We start from the raw sequence: 18,194 nt of genomic DNA, 5'->3' as shown, positions 1-18,194 counted from the left end.
GACTGCCTTATACCTGTACATTGTAATTTTACATTACTTTTGTAGACAATTCTTAATTCCGAGTACACCACGAACATGAGCAGAATCTACTTCGATAATGCGGCAACAACTGCATTAGAGCCTGTTGTATTGGAGGCAATGATGCCCTATCTGACTACCCACTTCGGTAATCCCTCTTCCATTTATAGTTATGGACGTGAAACCAGGCTTGCCATCGAAAACGCACGCAAAACAGTAGCCAGGACCCTCAATGCGCACCCTGCTGAGATCTTTTTCACCAGCGGTGGTACCGAAAGCAGCAACACTGCTATTACAGCCGCCATACGTGACCTCGGATGTAAACACATTATTACTTCTCCCATTGAACACCACGCTACATTACATGCTACAGAACACCTCTACCATACCGGCGAGGCTGCCCTCAGTCATGTAAAACTGCTGCCCAACGGACACGTCGATATGGAAGACCTGGAACATTTACTCAAAACAAGCGGAGAGAAATGCCTGGTCACTTTAATGCACGCCAATAACGAAGTCGGCAATATGATCGACCTGCAGGCTGTGGGTGCTCTTTGTAAACAGTATGGCGCTATCTTCCATAGCGATACCGTTCAAACAGTCGGACACTTCCCCTTCGATCTCAGGAATACGCCCGTTCATTTCATCACGGGGGCAGGACATAAGTTCCATGGCCCTAAAGGTGTAGGGATCCTTTACATCAATGAAAATGTGAAAATAAGCCCGTTCATTCATGGTGGCGCACAGGAACGCAACATGCGCGCAGGAACCGAAAACGTAGCAGGTATTGTAGGCTTCGCCAAAGCCCTCGATATGGCTGCAGAGAACTATGAAAAAGATAGCAGCTACATCAAAAGCCTTAAGCTTTACATGATGGAGCAACTCGAAAAACACGTTAAAGGTGTTTTCTTTAATGGCGATCCCCTCGGACGTTCTTTATACACGGTCCTGAGCGTAAGTTTTCCAAAAACAGAGAAAAGTGAAATGATCCTTTTCAACCTCGATATAAATAACATCTGCGCCTCCGGTGGCAGCGCCTGTACAAGCGGCGCCGATGCTGGCAGCCACGTTATCCGTGCCATCAATAACAACCCTAACCAGGTAACGGTTCGTTTCTCCTTCAGTAAACATAATACCACAGAAGAAATAGACCGCGTAGTGGAAAAGCTGAAAGATTTGATCTGAGAGAGAGCTCCCCGCCCTGTCGTATCAGGGATCAAAAAAAGCACAGCATAAGATATAAAGCATAATAACATACAGTCCATGCAGAAGATCGCAATTATAGTAGCAGGTGGTGCCGGTGTCAGAATGGGCAGCGCTACCCCCAAGCAATTTCTCTTACTGCATGGCAAACCTGTACTGCAATACTCCTTACAGGCATTTTTAGACGCCTACGACGATCTGAAGATCATCCTGGTAATTCCTGAAGCACATTTCGATAAGGGCAACCAGATAATAGAAGACCTGCAGGCTGCGCATCGGGTAACAATGGTCAATGGCGGGGAAACGCGTTTCCACTCCGTAAAAAATGGCCTGGCCCAAATATCCCTGCAAAACTGGTTAATAGCAAACACTGCAGTAAATAAATCGGAAGAAAGTGCGGAAACACAGAACGCAGTTGTATTCGTTCACGATGGCGTAAGATGTTTGATTTCAAAGGAACTGATCCGCCGTTGTTACGAACAAACCATAGAAAAAGGAAGCGCTATCCCCGCAGTAACCGCCACCGATAGCATCCGTATAATGGAAAATGGCATCCCTAAGGTTGCCAATCGTGATAACATCCGTATCATCCAAACCCCCCAGACATTCTTGAGTAATCTCCTGCTCGAAGCCTTTGCCCAAACCTACAACCCATTATTCACCGACGAAGCTACGGTTGTAGAAGCCGCTAATCACCCCATCTTCCTTACCGAAGGTGAATACAACAATATCAAGATCACCCGCCCTGCCGATCTCCTCCTGGCAGAATCCATCATCTCCGGATCACAGCAATAGATCACCTGCCTGACATCAATTCTTGTCTTCAGAAAAAAGCGGTTATACCGCCCGCCGGCTGCAAACTGCCAGCTGTTACCTGTTCTCTATCTTTTCCAATATCTTATGTGCCACCTCCATTGCCAGGTAACCGTCAATTTCGCTTACCGGCGTAGGTTTATTCTGCCTGATAGCATCGGCAAAAGCAATAAGCTCAGCCTTCATCGCATTACTGGATGCTATCTCAGGATTGGAAATGGCGATGGTTTTGGTGCCATGAGGTGTTTCTAGATCAAATGTGAAGGAATGGTCATCACCTGGCTGTTTAAGCCTGATGACCTCAGTCTTTTTCTCAAGGAAATCTATACCAATATAGGCATCCTTCTGGAACAGGCGCATCTTACGCATCCGCTTCATACTAATACGGCTGCTCGTCAGATTGGCAACACAGCCATTGTTGAATTCTATACGTACGTTGGCAATATCTGGTGTGTCCGTCATCACAGCTACACCACTTGCCGAAATGTTTTTAACATCACTCTTGACCAGGCTTAAAATAATGTCTATATCGTGGATCATCAGGTCCAGTATCACACTCACCTCTGTACCGCGCGGGTTGAACTGGGCCAGCCTGTGAACCTCGATGAACATAGGATTCAGCGGCATGTCCTGTATAGCCTGGTAAGCAGGATTGAAGCGCTCCACATGCCCTACCTGTACTTTTATATTGGCCTCCTTGGCCATATTAACCAGCTTCCTGGCCTCCTCCATGGTATAAGCCAGCGGCTTCTCCACGAAAATGTGTTTACCCTTACGAATCGCCATCTCGCAAAGCGCGAAATGGTGATTCGTCGGAGCAATGATATCTATGGCATCCACAAGAGCTACTAACTCCTCGGGATTCGTAAAACGCTTCAACTGATACTTTTCGGCGACCTCTGCGGCCATTTCATCATTTGGATCATAGAAGCCCGTAATTTCTATACCTTCTATTTCCTTCCAGTTATTCAAATGAAACTTGCCAAGATGACCAACTCCGAAAACACCAATTTTAAGCATGCCAGATATAATTAGTTATAAAGATGCAATCTAACAATTTTTAACTCATATACGACTCTATAGGTTCACAGGTACAAACAAGGTTCCTGTCGCCATAAGTATTGTTGATCCGCGCTACACTCGGCCAGAACTTGTTCTGGGTTACATAGTATAACGGGAACCCGCCTTCCTGGCGCGTATAGGCATGGCCCCATTCGTCTCCGCAGATCACAGCCTGTGTATGAGGCGCATTCTTCAAAGGATTATCAGCCTTGTCCCAACTGCCGTTTTCTATCGCCTTTATCTCTTCATAAATATTGATCAGCGCATCACAGAAACGATCCAGCTCTGCCTTGTCTTCACTTTCCGTTGGCTCTATCATAATGGTACCAGGTACAGGGAAGCTCATGGTAGGAGCGTGGAAACCATAGTCCATAAGACGCTTGGCTACGTCCTCAGCTTCTATACCACTGGTTGCTTTAAATGGACGCAGGTCAACAATGAACTCATGTGCACAATTGCCATTACTGCCGGTATAAAGTATTTTATAGAACTTCTCCAGTCTTGCCTTCATATAGTTGGCATTCAGGATAGCATATGCTGTAGCCTTCTTCACACCTTCAGCGCCCAGCATTTTTATGTAAGCATAGCTGATAAGCAGGATAGAAGCACTGCCGAAAGCCGCCGCACTCACTGCATTACCCGCATTCTGGGCCGACCACTCTCCGTCAACGAAATAAGCGTGTCCTGGTAAATAAGGCGCCAGGTGCGATTTAACGCAAATAGGACCTACTCCCGGTCCACCACCACCATGAGGGATGGCAAATGTTTTATGAAGGTTCAGGTGACAAACATCCGCACCAATAGTGGCAGGAGAAGTTAAACCAACCTGTGCGTTCATGTTCGCTCCATCCATATAAACCTGCCCGCCATACTGGTGTATAACAGAACAGATCTCTTTAATGCTTTCTTCAAACACTCCGTGGGTCGAAGGGTAGGTTACCATCAAACCGCCTAAGGTGTCTTTGTACTGTTCAGCTTTCGCCTTCAGATCTGCAACATCTATATGCCCGTCTTCATCACTCTTCACCACTACCACCTGCATGCCCGCCATAACAGCGCTCGCAGGATTGGTGCCGTGGGCCGAAATAGGGATAAGTACCACATTCCTGTGCGCATTACCCGCTGCCTGGTGATAAGCCATAATGGTCAGTAAACCCGCATATTCACCCTGCGCGCCGCTGTTGGGCTGCAGGCTGCACGCATCAAATCCTGTAATAGTGCACAGGTAGCTGCTCAACTCACCAATGATCTGCTGGTAACCCTTGGCCTGGTCAGCAGGAACAAATGGATGCAGCTGACTAAAAGCAGGCCAGCTTACAGGCAGCATCTCAGTGGCAGCATTCAGCTTCATGGTACAGCTGCCAAGACTGATCATGCTGGTATTAAGAGAAAGATCTTTGTTCTCAAGTTGCTTGATATAACGCATCATCTGGCTTTCGCTGTGATGTGTGTTGAATACAGGGTGTGTCAGGTAAGCAGAACTGCGTACCGCAAAGGCAGGAATGCCTTTTAATTCATATCCCTCTTCGTCAAAACCAATGGTAGCTTCATTCAGCCCGTTTACCTCGGCAAAAACATACACGATATCGAGTACATCTTTCTGGGTAGTGGTTTCATCAAGGGTAATGCCTATATGCCCGTCATTGAAATAATGGAAGTTTACTTCATGTTTTTCAGCAACAGCACGTACAGCCGCGGCGTCAGCCTCTATTTTCAATGTGTCGAAATATTGGTTGTAAACATGCTTATAACCCAGCTCCTCCAGCGATTCGGCCAGTGTCTGTGTAAGTAATGCGACGCGTGACGCAATGTTTTTCAGCCCCGCAGGTCCATGATAAACCGCGTACATCGCAGCCATATTGGCCAGCAGCGCCTGTGCCGTACAGATATTGGAAGTTGCTTTTTCACGTTTAATATGCTGCTCCCTGGTTTGAAGCGCCATACGAAGCGCACGGTTACCTTTCGAATCAATACTAACACCAATGATCCGGCCGGGAATGCCGCGTTTGAATTCATCTTTGGTAGCAAAAAAAGCAGCATGAGGTCCGCCATAACCCAGCGGAACGCCAAAACGTTGAGAGCTGCCTACAGCTACGTCAGCGCCAAGTTCTCCCGGAGGCGTAAGTAAGGTCAGCGACAGCAGGTCGGCAGCCATCACCACAAAACCACCTGCATTGTGTACATTGGCAATAAAGCCCCTGTAATCTTCAATGCTGCCATTGCTGTTGGGATATTGTACAAGAGCGCCGAAATAAGTATCGTCAAGTAATACTTTCTGATATTCTCCGAACACCAGCTCTATATTGATAGGAGTGGCCCTTGTTACCAGTACATCTTTGGTTTGCGCAAATACCGCATTATCGACAAAGAATTTGGGCCTGGTGATCTTATCCGCCTTGTTCACATGGTGAAACAGCATCGCCATCGCCTCTGCAGCAGAAGTAGCCTCATCGAGCAGCGAAGCATTGGTAAGCTCCATACCCGTAAGGTCCGATACCATTGTCTGGAAATTTAACAGGCTCTCTAACCTGCCCTGCGATATCTCAGCCTGGTAAGGAGTGTACTGGGTATACCATCCTGGGTTCTCAAAAATATTGCGAAGGATCACACTGGGCGTGATCGTATTGTAATAACCTTGTCCTATATAGGTCCTGAACAGCTTGTTCTTCGCCGCCGTTTGCTTCAGCTCCTGCAGATATTCAAATTCACTCACAGAGGCAGGTAACTGCAAAGGAGCCTGTAACCTGATCGCTTCGGGAATAGTACGGCTTATTAATGTTTCTACCGAATCAACGCCGATAGTTTCCAGCATGGCCTTGGTATCCGCTTCATTAACACCAATATGTCTTTGTGCAAATTCTGACGATTGGGCAGTAAATAAATTCATAGATGACAAATGAGGTTGACCTTTTTTGAAAGAATGCGCAAAGTTACGAGGTTGCAACGATTTTATTGGCGTATTAATCAAATCGCAAGCTTTCCGCAGCGTTGTTAGACATTTTTTCCTAAACCGACCGGTTCTTCGCAGCCTCGAATGCAAAATAACCCGGTTGTTAAATAAATTTCATTGCCGTTATGGGCTGGCCTTCCCGCCGATTTGGGTTATCTTTGCCCGCATAATCTAAAAATTAATATATTGGAATGCGGCTCCTATGGGCCGCCGATGGGAAATGGAGGAGATTAAACTTGACAACTGGCAGAAGCGTTCCGCCGACCACAGCAAACAGTACCGGCAGTTTCTGCAGAAAGCGGATAAAAACAAGGTATTGAAACGGTTGCCGGCCCTTCATGACGAAGCTTTTGAGAAGATCAATTGCCTGGATTGTGCTGCCTGTTGCAAAAACTATTCTCCGCGTTTTAAAACGCCTGATCTCAAAAGGATCAGCAAACATCTGAAGCTGAAAGAGGGAGAGTTTATAGAAAAGTACCTGAGATTGGATGAAGATGGTGATTTCGTGGTGAAAGCTTCACCTTGCCCGTTTTTGGGAGCGGATAACTATTGCAGTATTTATGAGGTGCGTCCGTCGGATTGTGAGCGTTTTCCTTATACAAATGAGGATGTATTGCTGAAAAGACCGCAGATCACGCAAAAAAATGCCAGTTTTTGTGCCGCCGTTTATTACGTACTCGAAAAATTGATGACCGTGAAATAACATGCGTTCGGTGACAAAACTGGCCTGGGATATTGGTAACAGCATGGTGTAAGTTTAAAAGTATTGTCTATGACGCATTTGCCCAAACTGATTGAAGATCTGGCGCTCATCTTGATCGCCGGTGCCATTACAACCTTATTGTTCAAACGTCTCAGGCAACCCCTGGTGTTGGGATATATCATTGCAGGCCTCCTCGTAGGACCTCATATCTCCATAGTCCCCACCGTTGTCGATACCGATAACATTAATGTCCTTGCCGAAATAGGAGTGATCTTCCTCCTCTTTAGCCTGGGCCTCGAATTTAGCTTTAAAAAACTGGTCCGTGTGGGAGGCACCGCCTCTATCACCGCTATCGTAGAGATCATAGGCATGCTCCTCATTGGTTATGCCGCAGGCAGCCTCATGGGATGGTCGTTGATGGACTGCGTCTTCCTCGGTGGTATCTTATCCGTTTCATCTACTACCATTATCATCAGGGCCTTCGAAGAACTTGGCGTAAAAAGCCAGCAGTTCGCCCGCATTGTTTTTGGCGTTCTTATCGTAGAAGATCTTGTTGCTATTTTATTGCTGGTGCTCTTGTCTACCCTGGCAGTAAGCCGCCAGTTTGCAGGCTCCGAAATGCTGTTCTCCGTTCTCAAACTCTTGTTCTTCCTCTCCTTATGGTTTCTGGCAGGCATCTTTATCCTGCCCACCTTCCTCAGGAAAGCCCGGAAATTGCTGAACGAAGAAATGTTACTCATTCTTGCCCTCGCACTTTGCCTGGGTATGGTGGTGCTGGCTACTCAGGTAGGCTTTTCTCCTGCACTCGGTGCCTTCGTAATGGGCTCCATCCTCGCCGAAACCACGGTCGCTGAACGTATCGAACACCTGGTGAAACCTGTGAAAGATCTCTTCGCTGCCGTATTCTTTATCTCGGTAGGTATCCTTATCGATCCCTCTACCATCATCCAGCACGGCTGGCCCGTATTGATCATTACAGTGCTTACCATAGGTGGAAAACTGCTCTCTACATCACTCGGAGCCATTCTCTCAGGTCAGCCCTTGAAACAATCTATCCAGGCAGGCATGAGCCTTGCACAAATAGGGGAGTTCTCGTTCATCATCGCTACCCTCGGCTTAACGCTTAAGGTAACAAGCGATTTCCTGTACCCTATTGCCGTAGCAGTGTCTGCCATTACCACTTTTACCACGCCTTACATGATCCGCCTTTCAGAACCGTTCTATAACTTTCTGAATAAGGTATTACCCGCACGGCTTATCAACGGACTGAATAAATATTCCTCGGGAACGCAATCTATCCAGGCCGAAAGCGATTGGAAAGCAGTATTGAAATCTTATCTTTCAATCATCCTTACCAACCTGGTAATAGTAATAGCTATCATCCTGCTGTTCTCAACTTTCGTAGCGCCGTTTGTACAGTCCAGGATTGCCAACCCAACGGTAGCCAACATTCTCATCCTCATCATTAGCCTCGCCGCTATTGCACCGTTTTTATGGGCAATGATGGCAAAACGACCCGATTCGTTCGCCTATGCCAACCTGTGGCTCGATAAGAAATACAACCGCGGCCCGCTGGTGATGATCGAAATACTGAGAAACGTTCTGGCTGTGCTCTTGCTGGCGCTGCTGGTCGATCGATTGTTCTCCGGTATAGTAGCTATCCTCGTAGCGATTCCTGTTATCATCGTCGTATTGCTGGTGTTCCGCAAACGGGTGCAAAACTTCTACAGCCGCATCGAAAAACGTTTCCTCAATAACCTCAACGAACGTGAAGCGGAAAGCCCCGCAGCCGAAACGCCCAAAGCCAGCCTTTCCCCATGGGATGCACACCTGGCCGATTTCGAGATCAGCCCCCATGCCAACTACGTAGGTAAAACGCTCGAAGAACTGGCTTGGCGCGAAACCTTCGGTATCAACATAGCCTATATAGAACGCGGCGGCAAAATGATCTATGCCCCCCAGCGTTATGAAAAGATCTATCCCTTCGACACCATAGGCGTCATAGGCACCGATCAGCAGCTGATGCAGCTACGTCCTTTACTCGACGATAACTCCGCCGAGAGGGTTTACGAAGAAGAGAGCGACGACCGCGAAAACATTGTGCTGCAAAAGATCATAGTAGACGAAAACACGAAACTTAAAGGAAATACCATCCGCCTGTCCGGTATCCGCGAAAAAACCAACGGCCTCGTGGTAGGCATCGAAAGGGATGGCCGCCGCATTCTCAACCCGGCCTCAGACACTGTCTTCGCCTGGGATGATGTTATCTGGATTGTAGGCGACCGCCGCCGCATCCAGCAACTGTATGTACGTCACGATCAATAATACAAAGGATCATACCCGGTAGACTCCGGTACTATCGGGTATAGCTGCTTGTCCGGCTAGTACTCCATTTTTCTTAGTGATGGCGCCTTGATCCAGGTAACTATCACCACCGCCAGCGTCATACAGCCGCCAAAGATCACCGAAGGGATAACCCCCATCAGCTTGGCGGTAAGCCCGCTTTCAAATTGCCCAAGCTCATTACTGGAATTGATGAACATGGAATTAACGCTTAACACCCTGCCGCGCATATTGTCAGGCGTCTTCAACTGCATAATGGTGCCACGCACCACAACACTGATACCGTCGAGAATGCCACTGAACATCAGGGCCACGAAAGATAACCAGAACATCCGCGAAACCGCAAACAATATGATGCAAAGCCCGAATCCCGCAACTGCTACCAGTAAACGGGTGCCTTGTTTCTTTCGCAGCGGAAATAAAGTAAGTAATAGCACACTGAAAATAGCACCAATATCTGCGGCGCCATTAAGAAAGCCATAACCTTGCGGACCAACATGCAGAATATCTCTTGCATATACGGGAACCATTGCCACTGCACCTCCGAACAGAACGGCGAACATATCAAGAGAAACCGCACCCAGCAGCTCCTTGGTCTTAAACACAAAATTGACGCCCTCCTTTACACTATCCCAGGTCTTTTTCTCTCCTTTTACATTCAATGGAGGTTTGGGCTTTAGCTGAAACACGATGGCTATGGATATTACGATAAGGGCCGCTATAACGCCAAAGGCGCCTAATATACCTAATCCCGCTATCAGAAAACCTCCTATGGCATGCCCGCTTACCGATCCCATAAGATAGGTGCCCTGGTTCCAGGTGGTCGCATTGGGAAGGTTTTCACGTGGTACAACCGATGCCAGTATCACATTGAATACAGGACCCGCAAATGCACGCACAATGCCCGTTCCGAATATCGTGATGTAAATGAACACCGCTATCCAGTGATTACTGAAATGTCTTGCTGTATAAGGGGTTGCCAGCAGTAAAAGTATCAGCACCGCCACCAGGTAAAGCGAGATCCCCGTGAGCAAAAGCTTGCGCTTCTCACTCAGATCTATCACATGCCCCGCATACAACGCCAGCGAGATGGCAGGAATGATCTCCGATAAACCGATAAGCCCTATCGCAAAAGGAGCATTCGTAAGATTGAATATCCACCAGCCAAGCACAGTGCTCATCATCCTTAGCGACATGATGAAAAGGAACCGCCCCGAAAGAAGATGTCTTAATTCCACTGTCTTGAGTGCAATAAAAGGGTCGTTTTTAACCGTACTGTCACTAGCCATATCTGTTTTTCGTTTACTAAGGCAGCGTAAAAAAATGCTGCCCGGTATCATAATCCTTTTCCAGGGCGTCGAGCACTACCTGGAGATGTGCCTCGTTTCCCAGGAAATCCGCATTGCTGGCATCAATAATGATCGTTTTAATATTATGCTGCCGGATGTAATTGGTATATGTTTCCTGTATGTTAAACAGGTATTCATCAGGTATTTGCTGTTCATACGAACGGTTCCGCTTACGGATATTGGCCTGTAATCTGGTAACAGGTGAATGCAGGTAGATCAGTATATCCGGGAAGGTCAGCTGCTGGTACATGATGTCAAACAGCTTCTGGTATAAACGAAACTCCTCTTCAGGCAGGTTCATCTTCGCAAAAAGCAGGCATTTGGTAAAAAGATAGTCCGATACGGTGACATGCTGAAACAGATCATTGGTATGCAGTAATTCCTTTTGCTGCTTAAAACGCTCCGCCATAAAGAAGAGCTCCAGCGGAAAAGCATATTGCTTGGGGTTTTCGTAAAACTTGGGTAAAAACGGATTATCAGCAAATTCCTCAAGTATTAATCTTGTATTTAGTTTCTTCGCCAGTAAATGGGCCAGCGTGGTCTTTCCGGCTCCTATACTCCCTTCTATCGTGATAAAATGATACTTCATTACGTGATTATGCGCTCAAAATTAAAAACCCCTTGCCAGTTTCTACGAAATTTTATGCACATCCAGTGTATCCGTGCACAAAGCCAGTAACCTGGTTATGGTTTCATGAAGCTGTGGATGAACCACCTCGGCTGCTATTTCCACCAGGGGTAACAGCGCAAACCGGCGGGAGGGAAGCCGCGGATGCGGTACGGTTATCAGCGGCGTAGCCATGATCTCATCATTAAAGAGCAAAATGTCGATATCTATCGTACGGGGGCCCATCTTGAGATCCCTTTTCCGCCCCAGCACCAGTTCTATATCCAGTAATTGCTGCATGAGGGGGCCTGCACTGAGCTCAGTTTCAAGTAAAAGCGCCTGATTGTAGAAATCAGGCTGTTCTTCTAATCCCCATGCGGCAGTTTCATAAATAGCCGATACCTTTGCCAATATGCCACAGCGCTCCTGTATCAATTCCTTGGCACGGTCTAAATATGCCGTTCGGTCGCCCAAATTACCGCCTATCAAAAGGTATGCTCTATTCATAAATTCCTGGGATAACAAGCTTCAAATATCTTTATTTTTAATAAACGCACAGGGTAAAAATTAGTATGAAAGGATTTCTGAAAATATTTTTCGCATCGCTGCTGGCTTTAATAGCCTTCTCCTTAATAGGCATAATAATAGTCGTCTGGATGGCAGGAAATGCAGTGAGCGACGATAAGGCCGACGTGGGCAGTAATGCAGTGCTCGTACTCGATTTGTCTGCCTCTTTCCCCGAGCAAACAAAAGATAATACGCTCAATGCACTGTTCGACAGTGAGGCCGAAGCATCTATTCCCGGCTTGTACCAGGCCATAAGGCTTATCCAGCATGCAAAAAGCGATTCAGCGGTAAAGGGTATCTACATCAAAGCATCTTATAACAACAATGGCAGCGGGGCTAACGAAGAACTGAGAAACGCCATCGTCGACTTCAAAAAGAGCGGTAAGTTCGTAATAGCCTACGGCGAAGTGCTTACCCAGAAAGCCTACCTCGTGGCCTCTGCCGCCGATAAAGTGTATTGCCATCCCAAAGGAGGATTAGATTGGTCGGGATATTCTACCCAGCTGATCTTCTTCAAAAACCTGCTCGATAAACTTCAGATACAGCCGGAGATCTTTTACGCCGGTAAATATAAAAGTGCAACAGAACCTTTCCGGGTAACGGAAATGACCAGCGCCAACCGCGAGCAAACCAGCGTATGGCTGGGCGATTTATACGGCAGCTTTCTGTTACACATCGCAGAAGCCAGGAAACTGGACACGGCTTCACTTCATCGACTCGCATCCGATGGCGCCATAAGAACGGCTTCCGATGCTGTGAATTTTAAACTCATCGATGCCGCCCGCTACGACGATGAAGTAAAGGCAGAGATCTTCTCCCGCCTGAAAACAAAAGAAATTGAAAAACTGAATTTTGTAAGCTTAAGCAAATACGCCAAATCGGTGAACCTGAATAAAGGAAGCTTCGATACAAGAGTGGCTTTGATCTTCGCAGAGGGCGATATCGTCGATGGTAAAGGCGATGAAGGACAAATAGGCAGCGAACCCTTCCGTAACCTGTTTCGCAAAGCGCGTTTCGATAAAAATATTAAAGCGGTTGTATTGCGGGTGAATTCTCCGGGCGGAAGCGCCCTGGCCAGCGATGTTATCTGGCGCGAAATTATGCTTACCCGCAAAGAAAAACCTGTAGTAGTTAGTATGGGCGATGTTGCAGCCTCGGGAGGATATTATATTGCCTGCGGCGGCGATTCTGTTTTTGCCGACGCCAATACTATCACCGGGTCTATAGGTGTATTTACCATGATGGTAAATATGAAGGAATTCTTTAAGAATAAACTCGGCATCACTTTCGACGGCGTTGCTACTTCCCCTTATGCCAATACCGGCTCCGCAACCCGCCCCTTGACCGATGCTGAACGCCGTTTCCTTCAGGCCGATGTCGATTCTGTTTATATGTCATTTAAAGAACGTGTGGCTTCCGGAAGAAAGAGATCTGTAACCTATATCGACAGTATCGCACAGGGAAGGGTGTGGACAGGAAAGCGCGCGATTGAAATAGGACTTGTTGATCGTATCGGCACCTTGCAGGATGCCATAACCTGCGCAGTAAGGATGGCAAAAATAAAAGACTATCGTATCAAGGAGTTCCCCGAACGTAAGTCACTGATCGACCAGCTAATGGGAGGCGGTGCCACCAAGAGCGTAAAAGCCAAAGCTATCAGGGAAGAAATAGGAGAGGAACAGTTCATGCTTTTTCAGCAAATGAAGAAAGTAAAAGGCTGGTTCGATATTCCCCAGGCAAGGCTTCCTTTTGAACTGAGGGTAAACTAATTTCATCTATTCACTGTAGCTGATCTCCGGAGCCTTGAACAGGCGTTCATCGAAACGGAAATCCGCTATTCGCGCTTTTACTTTATGAAAATCCTTGTGTAACGGGTTGCAGAGGATATTGTGCTCCATAGGTATGATGGCCGAAGGGCATTTGATAAGTAAATGCTGATTGGCTTGTAATATCTCGCTGCCTATCCATTGGGTGAACTCATGATCCGTCCACCATTCTTTTTTTAACTGGTTTAATTTTACTTCATGGGTAGCGGCGCTGTTAGGTAGCTCTATTTCTATCAGCCTTATGTTCTGTAGTTCATGTAAGGCTACTCCATTGGCAACCACTTCCAGCAATCCCAGGGAAATATGTTCACTGGTGTATAAAACAGGTATGCCGCTGTTATTCCATCTGCCTCCCCACAATTTCGCCCCTTCTCCTGAAATGTCTGCTGCATACTTCGCATGTGCAAAGCGATAAACTATCATGTATATATTCCGTGTTGAATGCGTCCCAGCTGATCTATGGTGGCCTGGATGCCTCGTGAAGAAGATAATGAATCGAAATTAAGGTGATAACCCATTACTTGCTTGTCACGTTTTAACCAGCTGTAAAAGGTTGCCGCATTGGTGAAAGTGGCCAGCCCCGCCTCAATGAGTTCTTCTATATGCAGGATTTTATCGACGTATATGCCTTCAAAGGTTTTGTTGTCTTTGGCATAACGTTGCAGGGTGCGCTCGGAAAGATGCATCATGCCAGCCCAGTCTTTTTGGGTAAATGGCACCTTCGCCGCTATTTTGGCAAATTTCTTAAAGGTAAAATCGGCAATAACAGGTAACTTTTTTACAGCTTTATATAAAGCTGCCTCCTCCTCAACTTGCCGTTGAGGCGTTTCCTCGTTTTTTTTGTATTTCGCTCCTTTTTTCATTTCCCGTCTTTTGTCTTCCAAATATACGTCTTTTGTCTGGGTTTCTTTTCTTTTTCTTTTTAACATAGCTTTGCTTCTCAAATTTTTGTAAATGCAGGGTTCATATAGCCAGATCAGGGCTATGCTGGCCATTACAAAAGGGAGTTTGCGTTCTACTTTACGCAGCCCTTCTTCTGTAGTGTTTAGTATTGGTTTCCCTTTGATTTTTATTTTGGTTTTTGGTTTTATGGGAGGAGGAAGCAGTGTTTCTTTCAAAATTGCTTTTGATCCCCAAAGTGATACCACCAATGATGTGTACAAACGTCTTACTGCCATTCCGGCTGTAAAGGTGGTACGCAAGTCTCAGTTGGAAGTGAAAGAAGACCTGGAAAAGGGCAGGATGCTCGCGATCGTCCGCATCAGTAAAAATGAAAAGGGCGGCCCCGACTATATCGTCCATCTTACCAGTTCAGGAGCGGTGAACCCTCAGAACCTCCATCTTTTTAAAGGCACTTTCTTATCCGGTATCATCAGCGACATCAATGCCCACCGTTACCCCAACGTGCCTTCTGTTGCCACCGTTGCGCCCGAAATAACCGAGATCCCGGGACGTGTGTACCGCACTATCGATTTCATTTTGCCCGGGCAACTTGGCTTTTCCCTGTTAAGCGCCGGCGTGTTTGGGGTGGCGTTTTTGTTTTTTAACCTGCGCCAGCAATTAGTACTGAAACGCTTTTTTGCAACGCCCGTTACCCGTCCGTATATCATCCTGGGAGAAGCATTGAGCCGGGTGATCTTTCAAATGATCACCGCAGTGATTATCATTGGAATAGGAACGCTTGCATTTCATTTTACACTGGTGCATGGTTTCCGTACTTTCCTGGAGATCATGATATTAAGCTTTATTGCCCTGGTGGTGTTTATGGGATATGGCTTTGTGGTAAGTGGTATTTCAAAAACAGAAAGCACCATTCCGCCATTGGCTAACCTGTTTACCCTGCCGCAATTCCTCCTGGCGGGTACCTTCTTTTCTATCGAGGCATTTCCATCCTGGCTGCAGCCGATCTGCCGCGTATTGCCGCTTACTCATTTTAATAATGCAATGAGGAACATCGCGTTCGAAGGGGCCAGCCTCATCAGCTGCTGGCAGAACATAGGAGTGATGCTCATTTGGGGAGTTATTATATATGCCATAGCAATTAAAGTATTTAAATGGGAATAAGCGTATGAAATTGCTGAAACTCGCGCTGATAAGTTTTCTGGTTTTGTTTGTTGTTGCAACCTTAATAGGACTCATGCTGCCTTCCACTGTAGTGGTCTCACGTGCTGTTGATATCAACAGGAAGGATCCCGGCCGTATCCGGCAGGAAATTAACACATTGAGCCGCTGGCCCAATTGGATAGAAGGCATCCAGGCAAATGGTTTCAAACTTACCTCCGCCGATAGTATAGGGAAAGGAGCAAGTGGTTATGTGAATGGAAACAATATTCAGATCATCCGCGCTACCGATACCGCCATAGTATCCGAATGGATGGGCAAAGGTGGCTTCCGCCAGGAAGCGGTAATGAACATTATTACCAATCCTTCACACGCCGTTACCACTGTACAGTGGTCCTTTACACAGCATATCAAATGGTATCCATGGGAACGCCTGGGATCTATGATGAACGATAAGATCCTGGGGCCAGTGATGGAAAAAAGCCTGGCTAATCTTAAAACCCTGGCCGAAAACAGCGCCAATGAAACGGTGCAGCAGGGTGGGGAAGCCATTATCCCATAAAAAATCCCCGTTTTTTTACCTTTGCCTGCAACGCTTTTAAATGCGCCGTTGTCAACTTAACTGAAGAAATGACAGATACCAGGCAAATGATAAGATCCTGCATCGCAGGAGAAGCATGGGCACAGCAGGCGCTTTACGATGCGTTTGCCGGGCAGATGCTGGGTGTCTGTTATCGCTATACCAAATCGATGGAAGATGCCCAGGATGTGCTTCAGGATGGCTTTCTGAATGTATTCCGGAGTTTGCATCAGTATAGAATGGATGGCGAACTGGCTGCCTGGATCCGGAGAATTATGGTGAACGCAGCCCTGAACTACCTCAAAAAGAAAAAAAGATACCAGGCCGATATGCTGCTTATGGATGATCATCTTCATCCCGTTGCCGACGAAAACCCGGAAATGGATATGAGCGCCAAAGAATTGGCACAACTCATCCGTCAGCTGCCAGCCGGTTATCAAACTGTCTTTAACCTCCACGCGGTAGAAGGATTCTCTCACGTGGAAATAGCACAAATGCTTGGAATTAACGAGGGCACCTCACGCTCTCAATACCTCCGTGCACGAAACTTATTGGTAACATGGATCAAAAAATATGAGCAAGACCATAAAAAATTGAATTATGTCGGATAATTCATTAGAACGGCAGATACAGAAAATGATGGAAGGGCTTGAATTCAAGCCCGACCCTGTCGTGTGGAAAAATGTGAAGGCAGGCCTGGCTCCCGAAAAGAAAAAGCCTGTCATCGGCTGGCGTATCCCTTTATTGTTATTATTATTACTCGCAGGTACCGGCGCCGGTATCTGGAGCTTATATCATAATAATGCTCCCTCACCCCTTACAGCGCAAAACGAAAATGCTGTTATTGCCAATAAAGACAACACCGATTCATTTACAACGAATCAGTCAGCCTCCGGTTTAAACGGGCATAACAGCCGGGCTGAAAGTAATGCCCCGGCTAATAACAGCTCAGGAAATACTCACTCAGTAAACTCAGCAAAGCCTGAGAGCACTGCTGCAGCTGGTGGCCAGCTATTCAATGACAATAAACCTGTAAACGTATCTCCGGATACCTATGCGGGCGCAAATAACAACGGTATCAGCGCTGCTAAAAAGAATACCGATAATAGATCCGTAAACGGGGTACTGTCTGCAAAAAACACAGCCGGCACTACTACTCCCGGCGCCACAGGGCCTGAGAAACTTGCTGCTATCAATGCCCGTAAACCACAGCAGTCCTTGAATAGCAGCAATAAGCACTTGAACGGAACTGCCGGAAATGGCTACCAGATGGAACCAGACAACCTGGAACGGTTGCCCGCTCAATATCCTGTTGACCCGGAAATAGAACATGTACCTCAAACAGCATTCATGACGCGTATGCCGTTGCTCAAACAGCAGAACGCTACGCCTGTAGTAAGTGCGCCGGTTATAACCATCAAAGATCAGCCCGCAAGCCAATGGCACTTTCTGCCATTTGTAAGTGGCGGCATCGCAAAAGTGATAGGTGAAAATGATGGCGGGATCTCTACTTATCAAAAAAATAATGATCAGATTGGGTACAATGCCTCTCCCGGTTCCCAGCAGGCAGTACGATCTGTCGTCTACTACAAAACCGCGTTTAATACCGGAAAAGCCTTCAATGCGGGTGTGCTGGCAGAAAGGTCGCTGCTCGGAAAGTTATCGGTTCAATTGGGTTTAAGATACCAGTATGTTCATTATAGTACACTGATATCAACAACAACAGAGAGCATTGGCGGACTGACAAACGGTTTTTATTCTACGGTGTCAACTTCTGATATTCATGGTACCGAAAACTACAAAATGCATTACCTGGGTGTTCCCGTGCTGCTGCACTACGATCTTACCCGCCCTGTAGGGATAACCGCAGGCGTTGTAAACGACTTCATGGTCGGCGCCAATAAAGATGGAAATTCTTTGGGAGGAACAATGAACGTCTGGATGCCCAATGCCTACTTTGCTTTTGTCGTAAAAATACCGGGTCAGTCCAGGCTCCAGTGGCAGTTGATGCCATACATCCAATATGGTCTTAAAACAATGGCAAAACAAGGCGACCAGCACTTATTGCAAACAGGATTGCAGGTTACATTGAAATTAAAATAACCTGCAGGT

General features: G+C 46.8%; 16 protein-coding genes. 9 read left to right on the top strand and 7 right to left on the bottom strand.

Going from position 1 to position 18,194, the window contains the following annotated elements; all coding sequences use genetic code 11:
- Positions 1–75 precede the first annotated feature (75 nt).
- Both ESB13_RS06420 and ESB13_RS06415 read left to right on the top strand, forming a co-directional pair.
- The gene (locus ESB13_RS06420; RefSeq protein ID WP_129002186.1) at positions 76–1,203 is read left to right on the top strand and encodes a cysteine desulfurase family protein; all 1,128 of its coding nucleotides are present in this window, start codon (positions 76–78) and stop codon (positions 1,201–1,203) included.
- 78 nt (positions 1,204–1,281) lie between these two features.
- A complete protein-coding gene (locus ESB13_RS06415) occupies positions 1,282–2,016 on the top strand; it encodes a 2-C-methyl-D-erythritol 4-phosphate cytidylyltransferase (protein WP_129002185.1) in 735 nt (244 codons plus the stop codon).
- A 75-nt stretch (positions 2,017–2,091) separates the two neighbouring features.
- Here the strand turns inward: ESB13_RS06415 and ESB13_RS06410 are convergent, their stop codons facing one another.
- Together ESB13_RS06410 and gcvP are read right to left on the bottom strand one after the other, a co-directional pair.
- Positions 2,092–3,054: a Gfo/Idh/MocA family protein gene (locus ESB13_RS06410; RefSeq protein ID WP_129002184.1), complete on the bottom strand. Its 963-nt coding sequence runs from the start codon at positions 3,052–3,054 to the stop codon at positions 2,092–2,094.
- Between the two features lie 40 nt (positions 3,055–3,094).
- Positions 3,095–5,983 carry an aminomethyl-transferring glycine dehydrogenase gene (gene gcvP / locus ESB13_RS06405; RefSeq protein ID WP_129002183.1) on the bottom strand — a complete coding sequence of 963 codons (2,889 nt, stop codon included), beginning with the start codon at positions 5,981–5,983 and terminating at the stop codon, positions 3,095–3,097.
- A gap of 265 nt (positions 5,984–6,248) precedes the next feature.
- Between gcvP and ESB13_RS06400 the strand changes: the two genes are divergently transcribed.
- On the top strand, positions 6,249–6,749 hold the full coding sequence (locus ESB13_RS06400) for a YkgJ family cysteine cluster protein (RefSeq protein ID WP_246022454.1): 501 nt from the start codon (positions 6,249–6,251) through the stop codon (positions 6,747–6,749).
- A 69-nt stretch (positions 6,750–6,818) separates the two neighbouring features.
- Positions 6,819–9,074, top strand: a complete 2,256-nt coding sequence (locus tag ESB13_RS06395) for a cation:proton antiporter domain-containing protein (RefSeq protein ID WP_129002182.1) — start codon at positions 6,819–6,821, stop codon at positions 9,072–9,074.
- A gap of 56 nt (positions 9,075–9,130) precedes the next feature.
- On the opposite strand, the gene ESB13_RS06390 is transcribed toward ESB13_RS06395, so the two are convergent.
- The 3 genes from ESB13_RS06390 to folK are packed head-to-tail and all read right to left on the bottom strand — an operon-like array spanning position 9,131 to position 11,555.
- Positions 9,131–10,381, bottom strand: coding sequence for an MFS transporter (locus tag ESB13_RS06390; RefSeq protein ID WP_246022452.1), 1,251 nt, complete (start codon positions 10,379–10,381; stop codon positions 9,131–9,133).
- Between the two features lie 16 nt (positions 10,382–10,397).
- Positions 10,398–11,030, bottom strand: coding sequence for a deoxynucleoside kinase (locus ESB13_RS06385; protein ID WP_129002180.1), 633 nt, complete (start codon positions 11,028–11,030; stop codon positions 10,398–10,400).
- Between the two features lie 42 nt (positions 11,031–11,072).
- Positions 11,073–11,555, bottom strand: coding sequence for a 2-amino-4-hydroxy-6-hydroxymethyldihydropteridine diphosphokinase (gene folK, locus ESB13_RS06380; protein ID WP_129002179.1), 483 nt, complete (start codon positions 11,553–11,555; stop codon positions 11,073–11,075).
- 65 nt (positions 11,556–11,620) lie between these two features.
- Here folK and sppA point away from each other — a divergent pair, with 65 nt between their 5' ends.
- Complete coding sequence (sppA, locus tag ESB13_RS06375) at positions 11,621–13,384, top strand: signal peptide peptidase SppA (protein ID WP_129002178.1); 1,764 nt, start codon at positions 11,621–11,623, stop codon at positions 13,382–13,384.
- A 6-nt stretch (positions 13,385–13,390) separates the two neighbouring features.
- Here the strand turns inward: sppA and ESB13_RS06370 are convergent, their stop codons facing one another.
- Both ESB13_RS06370 and parS read right to left on the bottom strand, forming a co-directional pair.
- Positions 13,391–13,864: an RES family NAD+ phosphorylase gene (locus ESB13_RS06370; RefSeq protein ID WP_129002177.1), complete on the bottom strand. Its 474-nt coding sequence runs from the start codon at positions 13,862–13,864 to the stop codon at positions 13,391–13,393.
- On the bottom strand, positions 13,861–14,370 hold the full coding sequence (gene parS / locus ESB13_RS06365; RefSeq protein ID WP_129002176.1) for a type II RES/Xre toxin-antitoxin system antitoxin: 510 nt from the start codon (positions 14,368–14,370) through the stop codon (positions 13,861–13,863). Before parS ends, ESB13_RS06370 begins: the two co-directional genes overlap by 4 nt.
- A gap of 25 nt (positions 14,371–14,395) precedes the next feature.
- On the opposite strand from parS, the gene ESB13_RS06360 reads away from it, so the two are divergent.
- From ESB13_RS06360 to ESB13_RS06345, 4 genes are all read left to right on the top strand, one after another.
- Complete coding sequence (locus ESB13_RS06360; protein ID WP_129002175.1) at positions 14,396–15,505, top strand: ABC transporter permease; 1,110 nt, start codon at positions 14,396–14,398, stop codon at positions 15,503–15,505.
- 4 nt (positions 15,506–15,509) lie between these two features.
- Entirely contained in the window at positions 15,510–16,064 is a 555-nt protein-coding gene (locus tag ESB13_RS06355; RefSeq protein ID WP_129002174.1) for an SRPBCC family protein, read from the top strand.
- A gap of 68 nt (positions 16,065–16,132) precedes the next feature.
- The gene (locus ESB13_RS06350) at positions 16,133–16,693 is read left to right on the top strand and encodes an RNA polymerase sigma factor (protein ID WP_129002173.1); all 561 of its coding nucleotides are present in this window, start codon (positions 16,133–16,135) and stop codon (positions 16,691–16,693) included.
- Positions 16,683–18,185, top strand: coding sequence for a hypothetical protein (locus tag ESB13_RS06345; RefSeq protein ID WP_129002172.1), 1,503 nt, complete (start codon positions 16,683–16,685; stop codon positions 18,183–18,185). The genes ESB13_RS06350 and ESB13_RS06345 overlap by 11 nt, the downstream gene beginning before the upstream one ends.
- The last annotated feature ends 9 nt before the right edge of the window (positions 18,186–18,194 follow it).

Origin of the sequence: Filimonas effusa, assembly GCF_004118675.1 — a bacterium.
GTDB lineage: Bacteria > Bacteroidota > Bacteroidia > Chitinophagales > Chitinophagaceae > Filimonas > Filimonas effusa.
Note: the sequence above shows the minus strand (reverse complement) of the source record. Positions and strands in the feature narration are given on the sequence as shown.

Bases quoted from the DNA above. Each gene is read 5' to 3' on its own strand.
- ESB13_RS06420 (WP_129002186.1), top strand. From the start codon at position 76: ATGAGCAGAATCTACTTCGATAATGCGGCAACAACTGCATTAGAGCCT.
- ESB13_RS06415 (WP_129002185.1), top strand. From the start codon at position 1,282: ATGCAGAAGATCGCAATTATAGTAGCAGGTGGTGCCGGTGTCAGAATG.
- ESB13_RS06410 (WP_129002184.1), bottom strand. From the start codon at position 3,054: ATGCTTAAAATTGGTGTTTTCGGAGTTGGTCATCTTGGCAAGTTTCAT.
- gcvP (WP_129002183.1), bottom strand. From the start codon at position 5,983: ATGAATTTATTTACTGCCCAATCGTCAGAATTTGCACAAAGACATATT.
- ESB13_RS06400 (WP_246022454.1), top strand. From the start codon at position 6,249: ATGGGCCGCCGATGGGAAATGGAGGAGATTAAACTTGACAACTGGCAG.
- ESB13_RS06395 (WP_129002182.1), top strand. From the start codon at position 6,819: ATGACGCATTTGCCCAAACTGATTGAAGATCTGGCGCTCATCTTGATC.
- ESB13_RS06390 (WP_246022452.1), bottom strand. From the start codon at position 10,381: ATGGCTAGTGACAGTACGGTTAAAAACGACCCTTTTATTGCACTCAAG.
- ESB13_RS06385 (WP_129002180.1), bottom strand. From the start codon at position 11,030: ATGAAGTATCATTTTATCACGATAGAAGGGAGTATAGGAGCCGGAAAG.
- folK (WP_129002179.1), bottom strand. From the start codon at position 11,555: ATGAATAGAGCATACCTTTTGATAGGCGGTAATTTGGGCGACCGAACG.
- sppA (WP_129002178.1), top strand. From the start codon at position 11,621: ATGAAAGGATTTCTGAAAATATTTTTCGCATCGCTGCTGGCTTTAATA.
- ESB13_RS06370 (WP_129002177.1), bottom strand. From the start codon at position 13,864: ATGATAGTTTATCGCTTTGCACATGCGAAGTATGCAGCAGACATTTCA.
- parS (WP_129002176.1), bottom strand. From the start codon at position 14,370: ATGTTAAAAAGAAAAAGAAAAGAAACCCAGACAAAAGACGTATATTTG.
- ESB13_RS06360 (WP_129002175.1), top strand. From the start codon at position 14,396: ATGCAGGGTTCATATAGCCAGATCAGGGCTATGCTGGCCATTACAAAA.
- ESB13_RS06355 (WP_129002174.1), top strand. From the start codon at position 15,510: ATGAAATTGCTGAAACTCGCGCTGATAAGTTTTCTGGTTTTGTTTGTT.
- ESB13_RS06350 (WP_129002173.1), top strand. From the start codon at position 16,133: ATGACAGATACCAGGCAAATGATAAGATCCTGCATCGCAGGAGAAGCA.
- ESB13_RS06345 (WP_129002172.1), top strand. From the start codon at position 16,683: ATGTCGGATAATTCATTAGAACGGCAGATACAGAAAATGATGGAAGGG.